The organism is Corallococcus carmarthensis (assembly GCF_003611695.1).
In the GTDB taxonomy this organism is placed as follows: domain Bacteria; phylum Myxococcota; class Myxococcia; order Myxococcales; family Myxococcaceae; genus Corallococcus; species Corallococcus carmarthensis.
In genome coordinates this window covers 1-16890 of record NZ_RAWE01000220.1, presented here as the reverse complement: position 1 = coordinate 16890, position 16890 = coordinate 1, and the positions used below count along the sequence as shown (strand labels likewise).

General features: G+C 71.0%; 16 protein-coding genes. 8 read left to right on the top strand and 8 right to left on the bottom strand.

The genetic code is table 11. The features are described 5' to 3' along the window. From D7X32_RS46365 to D7X32_RS36570, 5 genes are all read left to right on the top strand, one after another. Nucleotides 1-186, top strand: a 186-nt coding sequence (locus tag D7X32_RS46365) for a hypothetical protein (RefSeq protein ID WP_147450406.1), incomplete at its 5' end; no start/stop codon positions are given. A 45-nt stretch (nt 187-231) separates the two neighbouring features. Next, nucleotides 232-1029, top strand: a complete 798-nt coding sequence (locus D7X32_RS36585) for an ABC transporter ATP-binding protein (RefSeq protein ID WP_120607166.1) — start codon at nt 232-234, stop codon at nt 1027-1029. A 79-nt stretch (nt 1030-1108) separates the two neighbouring features. Next, on the top strand, nt 1109-2065 hold the full coding sequence (locus tag D7X32_RS36580) for a ferritin-like domain-containing protein (protein ID WP_120607165.1): 957 nt from the start codon (nt 1109-1111) through the stop codon (nt 2063-2065). 51 nt (nt 2066-2116) lie between these two features. After that, nucleotides 2117-2464, top strand: coding sequence for a helix-turn-helix domain-containing protein (locus D7X32_RS36575; protein WP_120607168.1), 348 nt, complete (start codon nt 2117-2119; stop codon nt 2462-2464). Continuing rightward, nucleotides 2451-3707, top strand: a complete 1257-nt coding sequence (locus D7X32_RS36570; protein WP_120607164.1) for a type II toxin-antitoxin system HipA family toxin — start codon at nt 2451-2453, stop codon at nt 3705-3707. Before D7X32_RS36575 ends, D7X32_RS36570 begins: the two co-directional genes overlap by 14 nt. Before the next feature lies 1 nt (nt 3708). Here the strand turns inward: D7X32_RS36570 and D7X32_RS36565 are convergent, their stop codons facing one another. The 3 genes from D7X32_RS36565 to D7X32_RS36555 all read right to left on the bottom strand — a co-directional run bounded on the left by D7X32_RS36565 (nt 3709) and on the right by D7X32_RS36555 (nt 6298). Further along, entirely contained in the window at nt 3709-4623 is a 915-nt protein-coding gene (locus tag D7X32_RS36565; RefSeq protein WP_244239382.1) for a CPBP family intramembrane glutamic endopeptidase, read from the bottom strand. A 158-nt stretch (nt 4624-4781) separates the two neighbouring features. Next, nucleotides 4782-5432, bottom strand: a complete 651-nt coding sequence (locus D7X32_RS36560) for a M23 family metallopeptidase (protein WP_120607163.1) — start codon at nt 5430-5432, stop codon at nt 4782-4784. After that, nucleotides 5432-6298: a TolB family protein gene (locus D7X32_RS36555; RefSeq protein ID WP_120607162.1), complete on the bottom strand. Its 867-nt coding sequence runs from the start codon at nt 6296-6298 to the stop codon at nt 5432-5434. The genes D7X32_RS36560 and D7X32_RS36555 overlap by 1 nt, the downstream gene beginning before the upstream one ends. A gap of 162 nt (nt 6299-6460) precedes the next feature. On the opposite strand from D7X32_RS36555, the gene hflX reads away from it, so the two are divergent. After that, the gene (hflX, locus tag D7X32_RS36550; RefSeq protein WP_120607161.1) at nt 6461-7912 is read left to right on the top strand and encodes a GTPase HflX; all 1452 of its coding nucleotides are present in this window, start codon (nt 6461-6463) and stop codon (nt 7910-7912) included. A gap of 4 nt (nt 7913-7916) precedes the next feature. Here hflX and D7X32_RS36545 read toward each other — a convergent pair whose 3' ends face one another. Further along, nucleotides 7917-8726 (bottom strand): hypothetical protein, encoded by an 810-nt coding sequence (locus D7X32_RS36545; protein WP_120607160.1) that lies wholly within the window; start codon nt 8724-8726, stop codon nt 7917-7919. A 438-nt stretch (nt 8727-9164) separates the two neighbouring features. Then, nucleotides 9165-10859, bottom strand: a complete 1695-nt coding sequence (locus tag D7X32_RS36540) for an AAA ATPase domain-containing protein (RefSeq protein WP_120607159.1) — start codon at nt 10857-10859, stop codon at nt 9165-9167. A 160-nt stretch (nt 10860-11019) separates the two neighbouring features. Here D7X32_RS36540 and D7X32_RS36535 point away from each other — a divergent pair, with 160 nt between their 5' ends. Both D7X32_RS36535 and D7X32_RS36530 read left to right on the top strand, forming a co-directional pair. Then, nucleotides 11020-12582, top strand: coding sequence for a RecQ family ATP-dependent DNA helicase (locus tag D7X32_RS36535; protein ID WP_120607158.1), 1563 nt, complete (start codon nt 11020-11022; stop codon nt 12580-12582). A 183-nt stretch (nt 12583-12765) separates the two neighbouring features. Beyond that, complete coding sequence (locus D7X32_RS36530) at nt 12766-13251, top strand: response regulator (RefSeq protein ID WP_120607157.1); 486 nt, start codon at nt 12766-12768, stop codon at nt 13249-13251. On the opposite strand, the gene D7X32_RS36525 is transcribed toward D7X32_RS36530, so the two are convergent. The 3 genes from D7X32_RS36525 to D7X32_RS36515 all read right to left on the bottom strand — a co-directional run. Continuing rightward, a complete protein-coding gene (locus tag D7X32_RS36525; RefSeq protein WP_120607156.1) occupies nt 13185-13763 on the bottom strand; it encodes a GNAT family N-acetyltransferase in 579 nt (192 codons plus the stop codon). The two genes, D7X32_RS36530 and D7X32_RS36525, sit on opposite strands and share 67 nt — an antisense overlap. 36 nt (nt 13764-13799) lie before the next feature. Beyond that, nucleotides 13800-13994, bottom strand: coding sequence for a hypothetical protein (locus D7X32_RS36520; protein WP_120607155.1), 195 nt, complete (start codon nt 13992-13994; stop codon nt 13800-13802). 107 nt (nt 13995-14101) lie between these two features. Beyond that, nucleotides 14102-16890: CHAT domain-containing protein (locus tag D7X32_RS36515; protein WP_208752658.1), on the bottom strand; the 2789-nt coding region annotated here is incomplete at its 5' end.

Here is a 16890-nt window from a genome sequence, read left to right as displayed (position 1 = left end):
GTGATGGGGGACGCGGCGCTGGTGCCGGTGCGGCCCGCCGCCGGGGTGGGGCCGTACGGTGTGGGACGGAACCTCCTCCGAGGGCTCTTCGTGGGAGGTGGCCTCCTGGCGCTGACCCTGTTGGGCCTGGGGATTCGGCGCGCGCGCCGGAAGCGGAGGGAGCGGGCAGGCGGTGGGGCCGCGTGAATCCGGAGCGCGGCGGCGGGGCCCACGCGGTAGGGTGCTGGGGCGATGAGTGACGCGAGCCGTGAGCCGGCGCCGAAGCTGACCCTCGAGGTGCGGGACCTGCACAAGTCGTTTGGCGGGCAGCCCGCGCTCCGGGGCGTGGACCTGGTGGTGCCGGAGGGCACGACCTGCGTGCTGATGGGCGTGTCGGGTTCGGGCAAGACGGTGCTGATGAAGCACATCATGGGGCTGATCCGGCCGGACAGCGGCGTGGTGTTGGTGGAGGGTGATGAGGTGGCGAAGATGGACGAGCCCTCGCTCAACCAGATGCGCCGCAAGCTGGGCATCCTCTTCCAGGCGAACGCTTTGTTCGACTCGCTCAACGTCTTCGACAACGTGGCGTTCCCGCTGCGCGAGCGCACGAAGATGTCCGAGCCGGACATCACCAAGACGGTGAACGAGACGCTGGGGAAGGTGGGCCTGTCGCACGCGGCCACGCGCTTCCCGGGCGAGCTGTCCGGCGGCATGCAGAAGCGCGTGGGCTTCGCGCGCGCGACCATCCTCCAGCCGAAGATCCTGCTCTACGACGACCCCACGGCGGGTCTGGATCCGCTCACCACGGCGGCGGTGAATGAGATCATCGCCACGGGCAAGCAGCAGCTGGGCGCCACGTCGCTGGTGATTACGCCGGACGTGGCGTCCGCCTTCGGCATGGCGGACAACCTGGCGTTGATGCACGAAGGGCGCGTGGTGGAGTACGGCCCGCCGGACCACTTCCGTCAGTCGCAGCACCCGGAGGTGAAGGCCTTCCTGCGCAACTGGCTGCGGCGGCGTTCCGCGCAGTCACCGGCGCCCCAGGCCTGAGGTTCGTTTCCGGGGCCGGGATGTGACAGGCTGCCGGGGCCCGAGGGCCGGCGGGTTCGTGATGGAAGCAGGAGTCCGCATGTCCCGCCGTGCGTTGCGCCCCGTGTTCAAGCGTCTGTGGTTGCTCGCGCCCGTCGTCACCCTGGGGGTGGGCTGTTCCTCGACGTGGGGCTGTGACTTCGACAAGAACAGTGGCCCGCGGACCTTCGCCCTCCCCGCCACGTTGAATGACGGAGGGGTGCCCACGCAGGACACGCCCTGCGAGGACCTGTGCGAGGCGCTCGGGGCCACCACGCCCTGCTCCCGCATCGCGAAGGGCGAGGGCGGCGCCGAGGCCGACATGGTGACCTGCGAGGCTTCCGTCCTCTGCGAAGGGCGGAGGCCGGAAGGGCTGTGCAGCGATGGCGCGGTGGCGGCGGAGGTCCCCCCGCTGGGAGCGCTCTTCGCGAGGATGGCGCACCTGGAGGCCGCGTCGGTGCCGGCCTTCGAAAGGCTCGCGGACGAGCTGGCGGGGCACGGCGCGCCGGAGCGGCTGGTGCGGGCCGCGAGGCGTGCCGCGAAGGACGAGGTGCGCCACGCCAGCGCGATGGAGTCCCTGGCCCTGCGTCAGGGAGCGCCCATGCCGGAGCTGAAGGTGGCGCCGTTCCAGCCCCGGTCGCTGGAGGCGCTCGCCATCGAGAACGCGGTGGAAGGCTGCGTGCGGGAGACCTTCGGCGCGCTGCTCGCGGGCTGGCAGGCAAGGAGCGCGGAGGACGCGCAGGTGCGCGAGTCCCTGGGCGCCATCGCCCCGGACGAGCTGATGCACGCGGAGCTGTCCTGGGCCATCGACGCGTGGGCAATGGAGCAGCTGTCCCCGGAGGCCCGTGAGCGCGTGGACGCGGCGAGGCGCGAAGCCTGGCGTGAGCTGGAGCGGAACGCGGTCACCAGCCACCTGCCGGACGACGTGGCCCGCCTGTCGGGGCTGCCTGCCGCGGACGTGGCCCGAAGGCTCGTGAGGGAGCTGGCGGCCGAGCTGATGCCCGGAGCGCTGGCGTAGTCAGAATCAATAGATTGATTTTTAGAGGCACCAAGAGTCAATCTATTGGTCATGCCTCGCCAGAACCTGTCCGAGTCCACGACGCCGTTCGCCGTGGCCCGGGCCATCACCACGCTGGGACAGAACATCGAGCGCGCCCGGATCCGGCGTGGGCTCCGGCAGGTGGACCTCGCGAAGAAGACAGGGCTGGCCCTCGGCACCCTCCGGCGAATCGAGGAGGGCAGCCCCACCACGGCGCTCAGCGCCTACTTCACCGTTCTCTGGGCCTTGGGCCTCGAACGCGAGTTCGACGCCCTGGCCTCGCCGGATCGGGATGATGAGGGCAAGACGCTGGAGGCGGCGCACCAGCCCGCGCGGGTGGTCCTCAAGTCGAAGGGAGGCCTTGATGGCGACTTCTGATCCGTCCGGTTGCTACGTGTACCTCCAGCTCCCGGCCTCGCTCGATGTTGTCACCTGCGGACGCTACGTGCAGCAGGACGGTGTGGGGCAGTTCGTCTACGGCAGGAGCTACCTGGCCAATCCCCGCGCTGTCGCGCTGGATCCATTCGAGCTCCCGTTGCGGGAGGGCGTCTTCACGACGGCGAAGCTGGGCGGCATCTTCGGCCCGCTGCGGGACGCCTCTCCGGATGCCTGGGGACGCAGGGTCATTGAACGGCAGTTGGGACGCGGAGACCTGACCGAGGTCGGCTTCCTGCTCAACTCGCCGGAGGACCGCGCGGGCGCACTGTCCTTTGGTGAGAGCACCACGCCGCCCGCTCCCGTTCATCAGTTCAACAAGGTGCTCCAGTTGCGGCAGTTGCTCGAGGAGGCGAACCGCGTCGAGCAGGGACTGCCGCCGTCTCCCCAGGTCAACGCGCTGGTGCAACCCGGCAGCTCCATGGGTGGCGCGCGTCCCAAGAACGTCGTCGAGGACGATGACGGCTTGTGGATCGCCAAGTTCCCTTCGCGGAGCGACCGGTGGAACAACGCCGTGGTCGAGCACGGCATGCTGGAACTCGCCCGGGAGTGTGGTCTTCGCGCTGCCTCCGGGAAGCTCCTCCGGGTCGCGGGGCAGGACGTGCTCCTGGTCCTCCGGTTCGACCGGGAGCGGACCGGTCCGGACTATCTGCGCCACCGGATGGTCAGCGCCCTGACGGTGCTGCGTGCGGATGAAGACCCGGGCGCGGGCCCGAGGGAGCGCAGCAGTTGGTCATACCTGCTGCTGGCGGATGAATTGAAACGCTGGGTGCGCGACCCGGACGAGGACCTGCGGGAGCTGTTCTCCCGGATGGTGTTCAACGCGCTCATCTCGAACATCGACGACCATCCCCGGAACCATGCGCTCATCGCGCCCGATGCCCACTGGAAACTGTCCCCCGCCTACGACCTGACCCCGGCGCCACAGGCCAGTACGGAACGCGACCTGGCGATGGAGGTGGGGAGCGCCCAGCATCGCCGCGCCAATCGACGCAATCTCTTGAGCGAATGCGCGCGCTTCCGCTTGTCCAGGGATGAAGCCACCCGGATCATCGACGAGATGAAGGCTCGCGTGTCGTTCCGCTGGCGTGATGTCGTCCGCGGCAGCGGCGGCTCCGAAACGGACCTGAAGGCCATCGAGCGGGCGTTCGACTACGAGGGCTTCGAGTACGGCACGGAACCTTGAGTCACAGGGGCGGCAGCTTCTCCAGCAGGCCGGAGCGTGACAGCCACAGCATCAGCGCGAAGCTGATGGTGTTGAACGCCGCGTGGGCCACGATGAGCGGCAGCAGCCGTCCCCGGTACCAGAGGACGAAGCCGAACCAGGTGCCCATCACGAACGTCTGGAAGACGGCCAGCGTGCCCTCGTAGAAATGCCCCACGGAGAAGAGCACCGCGGCCGTCAGCACCGCCGGCACCCAGCCTCCCAGCACCACCCGCAGGCGGGGCACCAGGAAGCCTCGGAAGACGAACTCCTCGAAGCCCGTCACCACCACCATGATGGCCGCGAAGGCCGGGATGCCCAGCCCCGTGTCCAGCAGCGCCGCCGCCACCCCCTTGCGCGCCTCCAGCTCCTGGCCCGCCAGCTTCAACGCCACCGCGACCGCCGCCAGCGGCACCGACGCCGCCAGGTGCACCACGTACGTGCCCACCAGCACCACCCCGCCCAGCAGCAGCTCCCGCGCCCAGCCCTCGCGCACCAGGCCCACCTGCGCGGGCCCCTGGCCGTCACGCCACAAGAGCACCGCCACCAGCAGGCACATGCCCAGCGCCCGGATGACCAGCGGCGCCATGGACAGCGAGAAGCCCTTGTTCACCTCCGCGTCCGACGCCACCCACGCGCCCGCGCCCGCGCCGCCCAGCGCCACCACCAGGCCCAGCACGCCCCACCACGCCCCGCGCCGTGAAGACTCCCACGGACGCAGGAGCGCCAGGCCCCACGCCAGCAGCGCCAGCTCCACCGCCACGGCGGCCCCCCGGCCCAGCCGGGCCACCGACGATGGGCCCAGCACCGCGAAGAACACGAACGCGGCCTCCGCCAGCGCCTGGCGCTTCGACGGGGCCTTCTCCAGCAGGACAGCGACATCACCACGAAGCACCACGGGCAATCCCTTCCGGCGCCACGGGGCAGGGACCCGTGGGGTTCCCCGCCACGCTAACGGCTTCGCGCTCCTGCTCATGGGTTTTCAGGAACGCGAAGCCCGGTTCAGGACGGGAGGGCCTTCCATGCCCTCCCTCCTGACGCGCCACGGGCCCGCGGCTACTGGCAGGTGATGCCGGGAAGTCCCCGGTACGCACCCTGCGCGGTCCACCGCGTATAGGGCGTGCCGCACGAACCCGCATAGGGGTCATCCGTGCCGTAGCCCGGCACGTAGTACTCGAAGTGCAGGTGCGGCCCCGTGGAGGCGCCGGACGAACCCACGCGCGCAATCCAGTTGCCGCAGGCGAGCGTGGTCCCCCGCGCGAACTGCTGCGTGTATGCCTTCAGGTGCCAGTACCAGGTCTGCGTGTTGTCCGGGTGCCGCATGATGATGTAGTTCGCCGTGTAGAGGCCGCAGGCGGCATAGGGATTGGCCTGGTCCCAGTAGTTGCACCGGTCGTAGTACCCATCCACCGACGCCTCGACGTAGCCCCGGGCGGCGTTCATGGCCCAGACGCCGTAGTCCATCTTGGAGAACCCGCCCACCAGCGCGTAGTCCGTGCCCGTGTGCCCGCTGTAGCGCACGCCGCCGCAGGCGTAGTCCCGGCCGCCGTAGTCCTTGTACGCGCTCACCGTGCAGCCGCCGTTGCCGCACTGGTCCGCCAGCTGCGACGCGGGGAAGCGGAACATCGTCTGCGCGGAGGAGGCCGCCGGAAGCGAAAGCAGCGCGAAGGCCAGGGCCACCGTGAGCCGCTGAAGGGTCGCGCGCATCACTTCGCACCTCCCACGTCCGCTTCCGCATGGCCGGTGCGCACGTTGAGCTTCCAGAACACGCCGCCGCCCGCGTTGTAGCGAAGCACGTCCTCGCTCACCCACTCCATGTGGTGGCTGGAGACGGGCGGGGGCACGAACTCCTTCGGCGGGCCGCCGAACAGCATCCAGTTCTCCAGGCCCACGTTGGTGAGCTGCCGGGGCTCCGCGCCCTCCACCGTCGTGACGAAGAACGACGCCACGCTCGTCCGGCCGGACACGAACACCACCGTCCTTCCGTCCGGCGAGATGCTCGGCGTCGCGTCCACTCCAGGGCCGTCCGCCAGCACCTTCACGCGTCCCTTCAGGTCGATGATGCCCACCGCCGTCTCATGCGGGCCCGCGACGCCCGTCTTCAGCGTGGCCACCAGCGCGTCCCCCTTCGCCGTGGGGAACAGGTCGCCGCCCACCTGCTGGGCGAGCAGCCGCTCCTGGCCGTTGGCGTCACGCAGGCGCAGGGTGCCCTCGCCGTCCAGCAGCGCCACGTCCTGTCCCACGAGCCGCGCCTCGCGGTACTTGAACTCTGGGGCCACCACGCGCACCTCGCCGGTGTCCTCCGCGTACCGGACGATGGCCAGCAGCGGCAGGTCATCCGTGAACAGCGGCTCCGCGGGAATCTCCGCGACGACACCCGCCAGCATCTCCCGGCCCTGGCCGAAGAGCTGGACGAACCGGGCCTTGGGCCCGAAGGCCTTCTCCACGGCGGGGACCAGGCTCTCGCGCGCCTTCGTCACGCGGCGCAGGTCCGCCGGGTTCGGAGGCGCCTCCGCGAAGGCCGGTGCGCCCAACAGCGTCAGCACGGTGAGTGTGAGGAATTGATTTTTCATTTCACTCCAGGGGAAGGGGGGGAATCCCCGGCGGCGCCGAGGTTCCGGGGTTGTCTCAATGTCTGGGATTGAGTTGCCTTTAAACTTGTTATTCAAGAATAAACGGAAAATTAAACAGCCGATGCAAGGGCACGGCCGGGCCCGACGTGTTACGAGCCGTGCATGGCGAAAACCCTTCCCGAGCGCCCGCGCGCCGTCCTCGTCGGTGTCCAGCTCCCCGGTGTGACGGACGAGTCGCATGCCGCGGACCTCGCGGAGCTCAAGCGGCTGGTGCACACGTTGGGCTTCGACGCGGTGGCGACCGTGTCCCAGCGCAGGCAGCGGCTGGCCACCGGCACGGTGCTCGGCTCCGGCAAGCTCAAGGAGCTGGCCGCGCTCACTGGCGGCTCCGGCGTCATCCTGTCCGGCGCGCATGGCAAGGCGTCCAAGGCGCGTGAGAAGTGGGAGGCCGAAGCCGAGGCGGAGCCCGAAGCAGGCGCCGAAGCCACGGGCGCCCCCGGCGACATGGACGTGGCCGCGGACGCGGAGGAGCCGCACGACGAGGACGACGACTCCACGGACACGGACCTGGAGGCCACCGCCATGGAACCGGGCCCGAAGCCCACGGTGGTGGTCGTGGACCACGAGCTGTCGCCCAGCCAGCTGCGCAACCTGGAGCGGGCCACCAGCGCGCAGGTGCTGGACCGCGCGGGCGTCATCGTGGACATCTTCCACCGGCACGCCAAGAGCCACGAGGCGCGCATGCAGGTGGAGATCGCCCGGCTCAACTACCTGGCCCCGCGCCTGCGTGAATCCTCGGGAGGAAGCGAGCGCCAGCAGGGCCGTGGCTCGGGTGACTCGGCGGTGGAGCTGGACCGCCGCAAGATCCGCGACCGGCTGGCGGAGCTGCGCGAGGGACTGGCGTCCATCCAGAAGGACCAGGACCAGCGCCGCTACGCACGGCGCGACCAGCTGCGCGTGGCGCTGGTGGGCTACACCAACGCGGGCAAGTCGTCGCTGATGCGCGCGTTGACGGGCAGCGCGGTGCTGGTGGCGGATCAGCTCTTCGCCACGCTCGACACGACGGTGCGCGCGATGCAGCCGGAGACCCGGCCGCGCATCCTCGTCTCCGACACGGTGGGCTTCATCCAGAAGCTGCCGCACGACCTGGTGGCGTCCTTCCGCTCGACGCTGGACGAGGCGCTGGAGGCGTCGCTGCTGCTCTACGTGGTGGACGCGTCGGACCCCACCTGGGCCGCGCAGCTGGAGGTCACCCGCACGGTGCTCCGCGAGATTGGCGCGGAGGTCGTCCCGAGCAAGCTGCTCTTCAACAAGGTGGACCGGCTGGACGCGGCGGCGCAGGAAGCGCTCAAGGCCGAGCACCCCGAAGCGCTCCAGCTCTCCGCGCACCGGCCGGACGACGTGGCCGGCCTGCGCCGGGAGATCATCACCTTCTTCGAGGCCTCCATGGTGGAGGCGGACCTGGTGATTCCCTACGCGCGGCAGGGCCGCATCGGCGAGGTGTACGAGCACACCACCGTGGTGTCCCAGGCCTACGACGAGACGGGCAGCCGGCTGCGCGTGCGGGGCCTGCCGGGCGCCATCGCCCGGCTGACCCGGTCGTTCCAGGACTGACGCGTCAGCGCACGACGGGCACGGTCACCGGGTCCTTCTCGTCCACGGTGACCTCCACCTTGCCCACGCGCCACAGCACGGGCTGGAACGCGAGGTTCAGGCGGTGCCCGTCCGCGGTCTCCACCAGGGCCGTGCCTTCCTTGGGCAGGTAGTTGCCCACCTCGTACAGGAGCGACGTGAGCGTGACGCGGTCCGTGCCGTTCGGCCCCGTCAGCTCGCCCGGACCGTCGAACACCAGCGTGGTGCCGCCAATGAGGGGCAGCCCCTCGCGTTTGCCCACGCGGCTGTTGATGTAGAAGCTGTGGCCTTCGCGGCCCGGCACCTGGCCTTCGACTTCGGCGAACACGCGCGTCTCGTCGGCACACGTGCCGTAGCCCACCTTCGCCTGGAGCGTCTGGCCATCCACGGCCATCTCGCGCAGGTCGGCGCTCATCTCCATCAGGTCCTCGCCGCCGCGGTACTCCAGCACCGCGCGCCCCGTGAGGCGCAGGCCGTGCACGTCACAGCCACCGGAAGGGAAGGACACGACGACAGCGTCGGTGACGTCGTCCAGGGCCTCCACCCGGGCCGTCGCGCAGCCCACCGTGGAGGACAGCCCCGCCACGGCCTGGTTCAGGAACGAGCGCCGGGGCTCGCCGCACGTGTACACGGGCATGAGGCCCAGCACCTCCAGTGCGCCGCGCACCTGGTGCGTGGAGGCCGCAAGTCGCTCCACGCGGGCCTTCGCGTCATCGATCTCCTCCTTCGTGGGCGCGTTGTCTCCACAGGCGGTGGTGGCAAGGGCGGCGAGGGCAAGGCAGGCGATGCGACGCATGAAGGGCTCCGGAAGACGGTGCGGATTCCCGCGCCATCGCGAGGAACCGTACCCGGCCCATCAGCAACCGTCATGCCCCCCTCAACCCCGCGAATCTCCAGGGAAAGGGGCTTCCGTGACCCCACCTGGCGTGTGCAGCGTGCTGCGCAACCAGGGGCGGCACTGTCCGGGCAGTCCTGTCTTCGGGGGCCGGCCGCGCCCCGGACCCCCGGCGGTCCAAACGGGTCCGACAGTCGGACCAGTTCGTGTGGTCCACCTCCGGCGCGGCCCGGTCCAAACCTGTCCGACAGTAGGACCAGTTCGTGTGGTCCACCTCCGGCGCGGCCCGGTCCAAACCTGTCCGACAGTCGGACCAGTTCGCGCTGGGCGCCGCGGACGGGGCGTCTCCGCAGGGGGCTCAATTTCTCAGCCACCGGGACCGCGCTCAGGTCCGAAAGTCTAGGAGGCGCCTTCGTCCGGGGACGAGGCTTCAAGGCCTTCGCCTTCGTCCTCCGCCGGCCCGTCGTCCACGGCCGACGTTTCGTCGTCCTCCAGATCGTCGTCCGGCTCCGGCGCGTCCACGTCCTCGGGCGCGGTGTCGGACGCCTCCGTGAGGACGGTGCCCAGCGGGTAGATGACCAGGTGGCGCACGGGTTCGCTGCCCACGCTCACGGCCTCCAGGTGGTTCTTCACGACCAGGGTGTGCTGCAACTTCCGCAAGCGCGACGGGCGGGGCGTGAGCGGCAGTCTGATGCCCTCCGCGAGCACGCGCTGGATGGCCTCCTCCGCGTCCGCGACCGCGGCGTGTACGTCCGCCGGGTCCACACCCTCCAGCAGGTGGAACTCCGTGCGCAGCGCGCGGCGGATCTCCGTGGAGCTGTTGCGCTTGATGGCCAGCACCCGAGCCCCCACGCGTTCGGCCGCGCGGCGCAGCCGGGGTGAGTTCGCGCGGCTTCTCAACGTGAGCACCAGCTCCGCGTTCTCCGGGCGGCCCACCACCACCGCCTCCACCGGCAGGTCGCGCAGCACGCGCTCCAGCAGCTCGCGGCTCACCGCGTGCGCCGCGATGCGCGTGGGGCCGGGGCGGGGTGCTCCCAGCGCGGGCGTCCCCTTGGGCACACGGCCACCCGGAGGCGTTGCCTCCACCACCTCGGGCGCGGCCTCCACGTGCACGGCACCGTCCTGCTGCCGGCGCTTCTCACCGCCCACGTCCGCGCCCGTGAGCAGCCGGTCCACCGCGCCGCCCGTGTCGCGGTGCACGCGCACCTCGTCGCGGCTCACCATCTCCACCACGATGTCGAAGGTGGGCGAGCCCTTGCGCTCCGTGACGGTCTTCTGCGTGCCCCTGCGCCGCGCCTCGTCGTCGCTCAGCGTGACGGTCTGCACGCCGCCCACCAGGTCCGACAGCGTGGGGTTCAGCACCAGGTTCTCCAGCGTGTTGCCGTGCGCCGTCGCCACCAGCTGCACGCCGCGCTCCGCGATGGTGCGCGCGGCGGCGGCCTCCGCGGCGGTGCCAATCTCATCCACCACGATGGCCTCGGGCATGTGGTTCTCCACCGCCTCGATCATCACGTCGTGCTGGCGGTCCGGCCGGCTCACCTGCATGCGCCGCGCGCCGCCAATGCCCGGATGAGGGATGTCCCCGTCGCCGCCAATCTCATTGGACGTGTCCACCACCATCACGCGCTTGCCCAGCGCATCCGCGAGCACGCGCGCCACCTCGCGCAGCTTCGTCGTCTTGCCCACGCCGGGCCGCCCGAGCAGCAACAGGTTGCGCCCGGACTCCACCAGGTCGCGCAGCATGTCGATGGTGCCCTGGATGGCGCGCCCCACGCGCAGCGTGAGCCCCACCACGCGCCCCTGCCGGTTGCGGATGGCCGACACGCGGTGGAGCGTTCGCTCGATGCCCGCGCGGTTGTCTCCGCCCACTTCCCCCACGCGGGTCAGCACCGCCTGGAGCGCCTCCTGCTCCACGGGCACTTCCGACAGGCGCGCCACGCCGCTCACGAGGCGCGCCTCCGGAGGCCGCCCCAGGTCCATCACCACTTCCAGCAGCTCCGCCTCGGGGAGCTGCCGCACCGCCTCCTGGAGCGGCGGCGGCAGGACCGCCACCAGCAGGGCGAAGTCAGTGTCGGCAGGAGTTCCAGAAGCCATCCCCCAAAAGTGCCAAGCGTTGCCCTCTTGCGCACGGCTTTCCTGCGCGCATCCGCGAGGGGAACCCCAGGGAAGACACTCCTTCCCAGCCGGGCAGGCGGCCAGGCACACCGCGCGTGACGAAGAGGAGCGGGGCAGGGGCCATCCCTACCTTCAGCCCATGCCCACCGCGACGCAGGACCGCTCCCCTCTCTGGCCCCAGCTCGAGCAGGAGGCGCGCGAGCGCTTTGGCGTGGAGGACTTCCGGCCCGGGCAGCGGGACATCATCGAAGCGGTGCTGGCGGGGCGCGACGTGCTGGGCGTGCTGCCCACGGGCGCGGGCAAGAGCCTCACCTTCCAACTGCCCGCCCTCTTCGTGCCCGGCGCCACGGTGGTGGTGAGCCCCCTCATCGCGCTGATGCACGACCAGCGCGAACACCTCACGGAGCGCTTCGACCTGGACGCGGCGAAGCTGGACTCCACCCTGCGCGCCGGCGAGCTGAGGACGCTCCAGAAGGAGATCCGCCGGGGCGAGCATGAGTTCATCTACGTCACCCCCGAGCAGCTGGAGAACCCGGAGCGCCTGGCGCTGCTGAAGCGCGCGAACGTGAGCCTCTTCGTGGTGGACGAAGCGCACTGTGTCTCGCAGTGGGGTCACGACTTCCGGCCCGCCTACCTCTCACTGGGGGATGCCATCCGCGCGCTCGGCCGTCCCCGGGTGCTCGCGCTCACCGCCACCGCCACACCGCGCGTGCGTGAGGACATCCGCGCGCAGCTGGGACTGGAAGACCCGGTGGTGGTGTGCACCGGCATCCAGCGCGACAACCTCACACTGGAGGTCCACCGCACGGTGAACCCGGAGCTCAAGCGCCAGAAGCTGCTGGAGCTGCTGCGAGGCAACGACGGCAGCGCCATCGTCTACACGGCCACGGTGCGCAAGGCGGATGAGCTCTGGCGCTGGCTGCGCACGGAAGGAATCGAAGCGGAGCGCTACCACGGCAAGCTCAAGGCCTCCGAGCGCCAGGAGAACCAGCGCCGCTTCATGGACGGCACCACGCCGGTGGTGGTGGCGACGAAGGCCTTCGGGCTGGGCATCGACAAGCCGGACCTGCGGCTCGTGGTGCACTACCACTTCCCCGACTCGCTGGAGAGCTACTACCAGGAGGCGGGCCGCGCGGGCCGCGACGGAATGCCCGCGAAGGCGGTGCTGCTCTACCGGCTGGAGGACCGGCGCATCCAGGGCTTCTTCCTGGGTGGCAAGTACCCGCGCCGCGACGAGAGCCAGCGCCTCTACCAGGCCGCGAACACGCTGTGCGCGCAAGGCCGGAGCGTGGCCCTCAAGCGGCTCGCCGAGGCGAGCGGACTGGGCGACAAGCGCACCCGCGTGCTGGTGGCGCAGCTGGTGGCCGCGGGCGTGCTGGAGAAGGGCGCGCGAGGCGTGAAGCAGCTGCGCGCGTTCGAGAAGCCCGAGGAGCTGGATGCGTACCTGGGCGCCTACGAAGAGCGCCACGACGGGGACCGCGAGCGCCTGGACACGATGATGCGCTACGGGAGCACCACCGCGTGCCGCTGGAAGGTGCTGGGCACGTACTTCGACGAGCCGTTGGAGGCCGACTGCGCCCACTGCGACAACTGCCACGCCCGCGCTGAAGGCCGCTTCGACGCCCGGCCTTCCACCCGTCCGCGTCCGCCCGTTCTTCACCGGGAGTCTCAGTTTGGGGTCATCACCGCCCCTGCGGCGTGAGGCCCTTTTTCCCTACCTTCGCGCGACAACAAGACCCGACATTCGTACTTGAAGTACGGGACTCCCAGGTCTTCAGGCCTAGGGGCATTGTGCGCGAATACAGGTATGGCGTATATTGCACAGCATACCTGGACGTAATGCACTTCAGACCTTTCCCCCGAGGTCTTGAAAGGCGGAGACGCGATGGCGGAAGGCAAGTTGAAGGCGCTTGTGGTGGATGATGACCCACTCGTGCTGGAGCTGGTGGAGCGCTCCATCAGCCGCTACGGCTTCGAAGTCATCACCACGCGCGCGGCGCTGGGCGTGGCCAACCTGCTGCGGACCGAGCAGCCGGACATCGTGCTCCTGGACGTGAACATCCCGGCGCTGAGCGGCGACCGCATCCTGGGCGTGGTGCGCCAGTTCGCGGGCCCGGACACGCTGTTCATCCTGTACTCGTCCATGGACGAGTCGAAGCTGCGCGAGCTGGTGCGCGCGTCCGGCGCGGATGGGTACATCCCCAAGGGCGTCACCGGTCCGGAGCTGGCGCTCAAGCTGTCCGGCCTGCACCACAAGCGGATGGCGAACCGTCCCACGCCCGCGGCGCGCGTGGAGAGCGTGCTTCAGCGCGACGTCGCCGCGCCCCAGTCCCAGAGCACCACGGCCCAGGTCTCCATGGCGTCGCGGTAGGTGTGGACGGTCTCGAACCCGACCCTGGCGTGAGCGCGCAGGGAGCGGGGGTTTCTCACCGAGACCTCGGTGACGCAGCAGTCGAAGCGTGAACGAAGCTGTTCGCGGTGCTGGTGGTAGAGCGCGTCGAAGAGGCCCTTCCCCCGGTGGGCCTTGTCCACGCACACCTGCCCCATCACGTAGAAGCGCTGGTCCTTCAGCGGCCGGCCCCGGTGTTCGAGCCCTTCGAGGAGCGCGAACATCGGGTCCAGGACGGGGACCCACGCGCGGCACTCCCGAGGCATCACCAGCGCATACGCCACGACGTCGGAGCCCTGCAGCGCGATGACGCTGGGGGCGAGCGCGTGCATGCGCTCCAGCGTGGGCAGGTCGTGCTGGACGGTGACGAAGCCCTGGGCGTGCTGCTCGTCAGCAGAAAGCGCCGGAGGGAGGTTCCGGCGCTGGAGGGCCAGCACCTGCTCCAGCTCCTCACGGGACTGCACGGCCCTGACGACATACGGATGCGACGGCATGGCGCGGGAGCATAGGCCCGCGCCATGCCTTGAGCGTCAGCGGTCAAAGCCGGCGGGCCCCGGCGGAGGCTTGTCCGGCAGGTCGCTGCGGAGCTCGCCGTGCGGGTCTCGCGGCGCCTCGACGGGTGACGCGTCCAAGCCGGGGGGATCCCGGGGCGGCTTGTCCGGGAGCTCGTTCTGGGGCTTGTCCTTCCCGGGGACCTGACCAGCACTCTTCCGACAGTTCTTCATGTCCGTCCTCCTGAGGGGCCGCCGCGGGCTTGGAGCTTCCGGCCTGCGTGCGGCTCCATCTAGAAAACGTGCTGGGTCCGGTTCTATTTAAATGACCTTACGGGTCGTCACTCGAACAGGAGCACGTCGTGCACCCAGCGGTCGCCGGGGGAGGCCTTGAGCCAGGCTTGCCGCTCGTCGCGCAGGGCCACGGCGGGAACGGCGCCCGCGTGGATGCGCTCGCGCACGTCGTTGAAGAAGCGGCCCGCGGTGTCCGGGATGTCCACCGTGGCGGCCAGCACCGCGCGCGCCCCGGCGTCGAGGAAGGCCACCGGCAGGCTGAAGGACTCGTGCGGGAAGGGCGCGGTGCGCGCGGCGCCGCATGCGGCCAGGAACACCAGCGGTGCCTTGGAGAGCCCGTGGGCGCGCACCTCGCTGGCGGTGAGCGCGTACCGGCCATCCTGCTCCGGGGCCAGCATGAGGAGCGAGGCGTCCGACAGCTCCGGACTGAACACGCCATGCGTGTGGATCTCCACCTCGGTGGCGGTGCCCATCGCCTCCAGCACGCGCGACGGTGTGGCTCGGGCGCCCTCCAGCATCACGCGCCGGGCGTCTTCCCCTGGGGGAGGAGACATTGGAGACAGGTGCGGAAGGCCCAGGGCCGCGGGCGTGTCCACGTTGGAGACGACCACGTGCGTGCCGCTGTCCACCGGCGGAGGCTGTCGCACCGTCGCGTGGCCCACCCGGTAGCTCCAGGCGAGGTCCGGCGGCAGCAGCCGGGGCAGGCCATTCACGGGTGGTGGGGCCAGCACCTGCACCTGATCACACCCGCGCAGCGCTTCCTGCAACGCGGGCGGTACCAGTCCGGAGGCGTCCTGTCCGAGCGGCGCTGTGCGCGTCTGGGTGAAGTCCCCGTGCACCGCGCCCGAAGGGCCACGCGCCACCGCGAGCGTGCGCTCGTGCTGCGCCGACACCGCGAGCACGCAGCGCTCTGGCACCTCGGTCACCTGGAGCTGGCGGCCCGCGAGGGCGAGCGCCTCCACGAACGCGCCCGTGCGTCCGGCGTCGGAGATGAGCGCGGCGGAGGCGCGGGCCCGTGCGCGGTGGGCGTACACGTCGCCAGGCCACTGCTCCGCTTGCGTGAGGGCGCTCCGCAGCAGGGCGCGTCCGGCGGCGGGGTCGCGCTCCAGCTCGAACTCGCCCTGGATGGCGTCCAGCAGCGCGCGCTCGCCGGGACGCGGCTGGCCCTGTCTCAGGGGGGAGAGGGCGCGGGACAGCGCGTCCGCCGCGCCGGGCATGGGGCCGAAGCGGGCCAGGTCCGCCAGCACGCCCGCGCCATTCAGCCCCAGCGGCAGGCCGGAATCCATCGACTGCTCCAGGTGCTGACGGGCCTCGTCCACGCGGAAGTCCATCCACGCCAGGGTGGCCAGGTTGCGGTGCACGTAGTTGAGCTGCGTCCGGTCGTCGGGCACGCGCGCCAGTGACTCCCGGAAGTACGCGCTCGCGGTGGGGGCGACGTGGTGGAAGCGCGCCACCTGCGCCAGCTCCTGGAGGAACATCCGCTCCTGCTGCCATTCCCCCTCCTTCTTCGCCAACAGCCAGCCGCGTAGCGCGTGCTCGTGGGCCTCGGCGGGACGGTGCAGCTCGCCCAGGTACATGTCCGTGAGCCACGCGTGCAGGTCGGCGCAACGGTAGTCCAGCCGCTCCGCCTCACACGTGCGCAGCGCCTCCCGCACGCGCGCCTCCGCCTTCCACCACTGGCCGTCGCGCACCTCCTGGTTGGCGCGCTCGCGTTCGGCGATGAGGTGGAACCACGGGTCGCCCAGGCCGTCCGCGGCGCGAGCGAACGCCGCCACGTCCACGGGCCGTCCCGCCGCGAGCTCGTACCCGAGCGCGCCCACGTACAGGTCGTCCTCGCCGGAGCGCCGCAGCGTCTCCAGGAAGGCCGGAGGGAAGGGCGTCTTGCCGCGCACGGACCGCGCGTAGTCCCCGGCGAGCGGCCCGCGCTTCTGGAAGTCCCGCGCGGCCACGCGGGTGACGGTCGCGCGCAGCACCATGCCACCGCCGTAGGCCCGGTCCAGCGTGTCCGCCAGCGGGAGCAGCCGCAGCGCCGCGGCTTTCGAGGGCGCCGCGCGGACAGCGTCGTAGAAGGCCAGCCGGACGATGCCCGGAAGCTTCGAGGCCTCCTTCAACGGCAGCGGTGCGTTGGAATCCGCCATCAGGTCCTGCGTCGCCGCGAAGGCCTGCTTCCAGGCGCGGCCCCGGGCCAGCGTCTGTTCCCGCAGCAGGCCCGCATGGGTCCGCGCCTCCGCGCTCCAGCCGGGCTCGCCCAGCTTCGCCACGGCGTCGAAGGCATCCGCCGCCAGCAGGGGCAGGTCCAGGTTGCGCAGGACGAGCGCGTGGTTCCACAGGGCCTGCGGGTGGTCGGGTTGCTCGCGGAGCACGTCCTCCAGCACGGCCAGGGCCTCGTCGAGCGCCGGCTGTTCGGAGGCCCCGGCATGGGCCAGCGCCAGCGCCACCGCGCGGTCGGAGTCCACGTCCGGGGAGGCCGCCGCGTTGCCCAGGTAGTTCAGGGCCTGCCGCGCGTCGCCCGCCAGCAGGTACGCGGAGGCGATGCCCCGCCAGTCCTGCCGGTCCTCCATCCGGGCCAGCTCCCGCAGCGGCAGCGGCGCCGCCGCGGCGACCCCTCCGCGCAGGGGCACGTAGGGGCGGTGTCCATCCAGGACCTCGGACGTCAGCCGGGCCTCCAGGGGGCGGGAGGATTCCAGTGACGGCCAGGGCGTGGAGGTGTCACGCGACACGCGCGCCGTCCAGGTCCCCAGGGCCACGAGGGCCAGGGCGAGTGCCCCCATGTGGCTCCAGTGGGGGCGCCAGCGGCGGGGAGGCGGCGGCGCCATGACCTTGGCGGGTTCGGGCG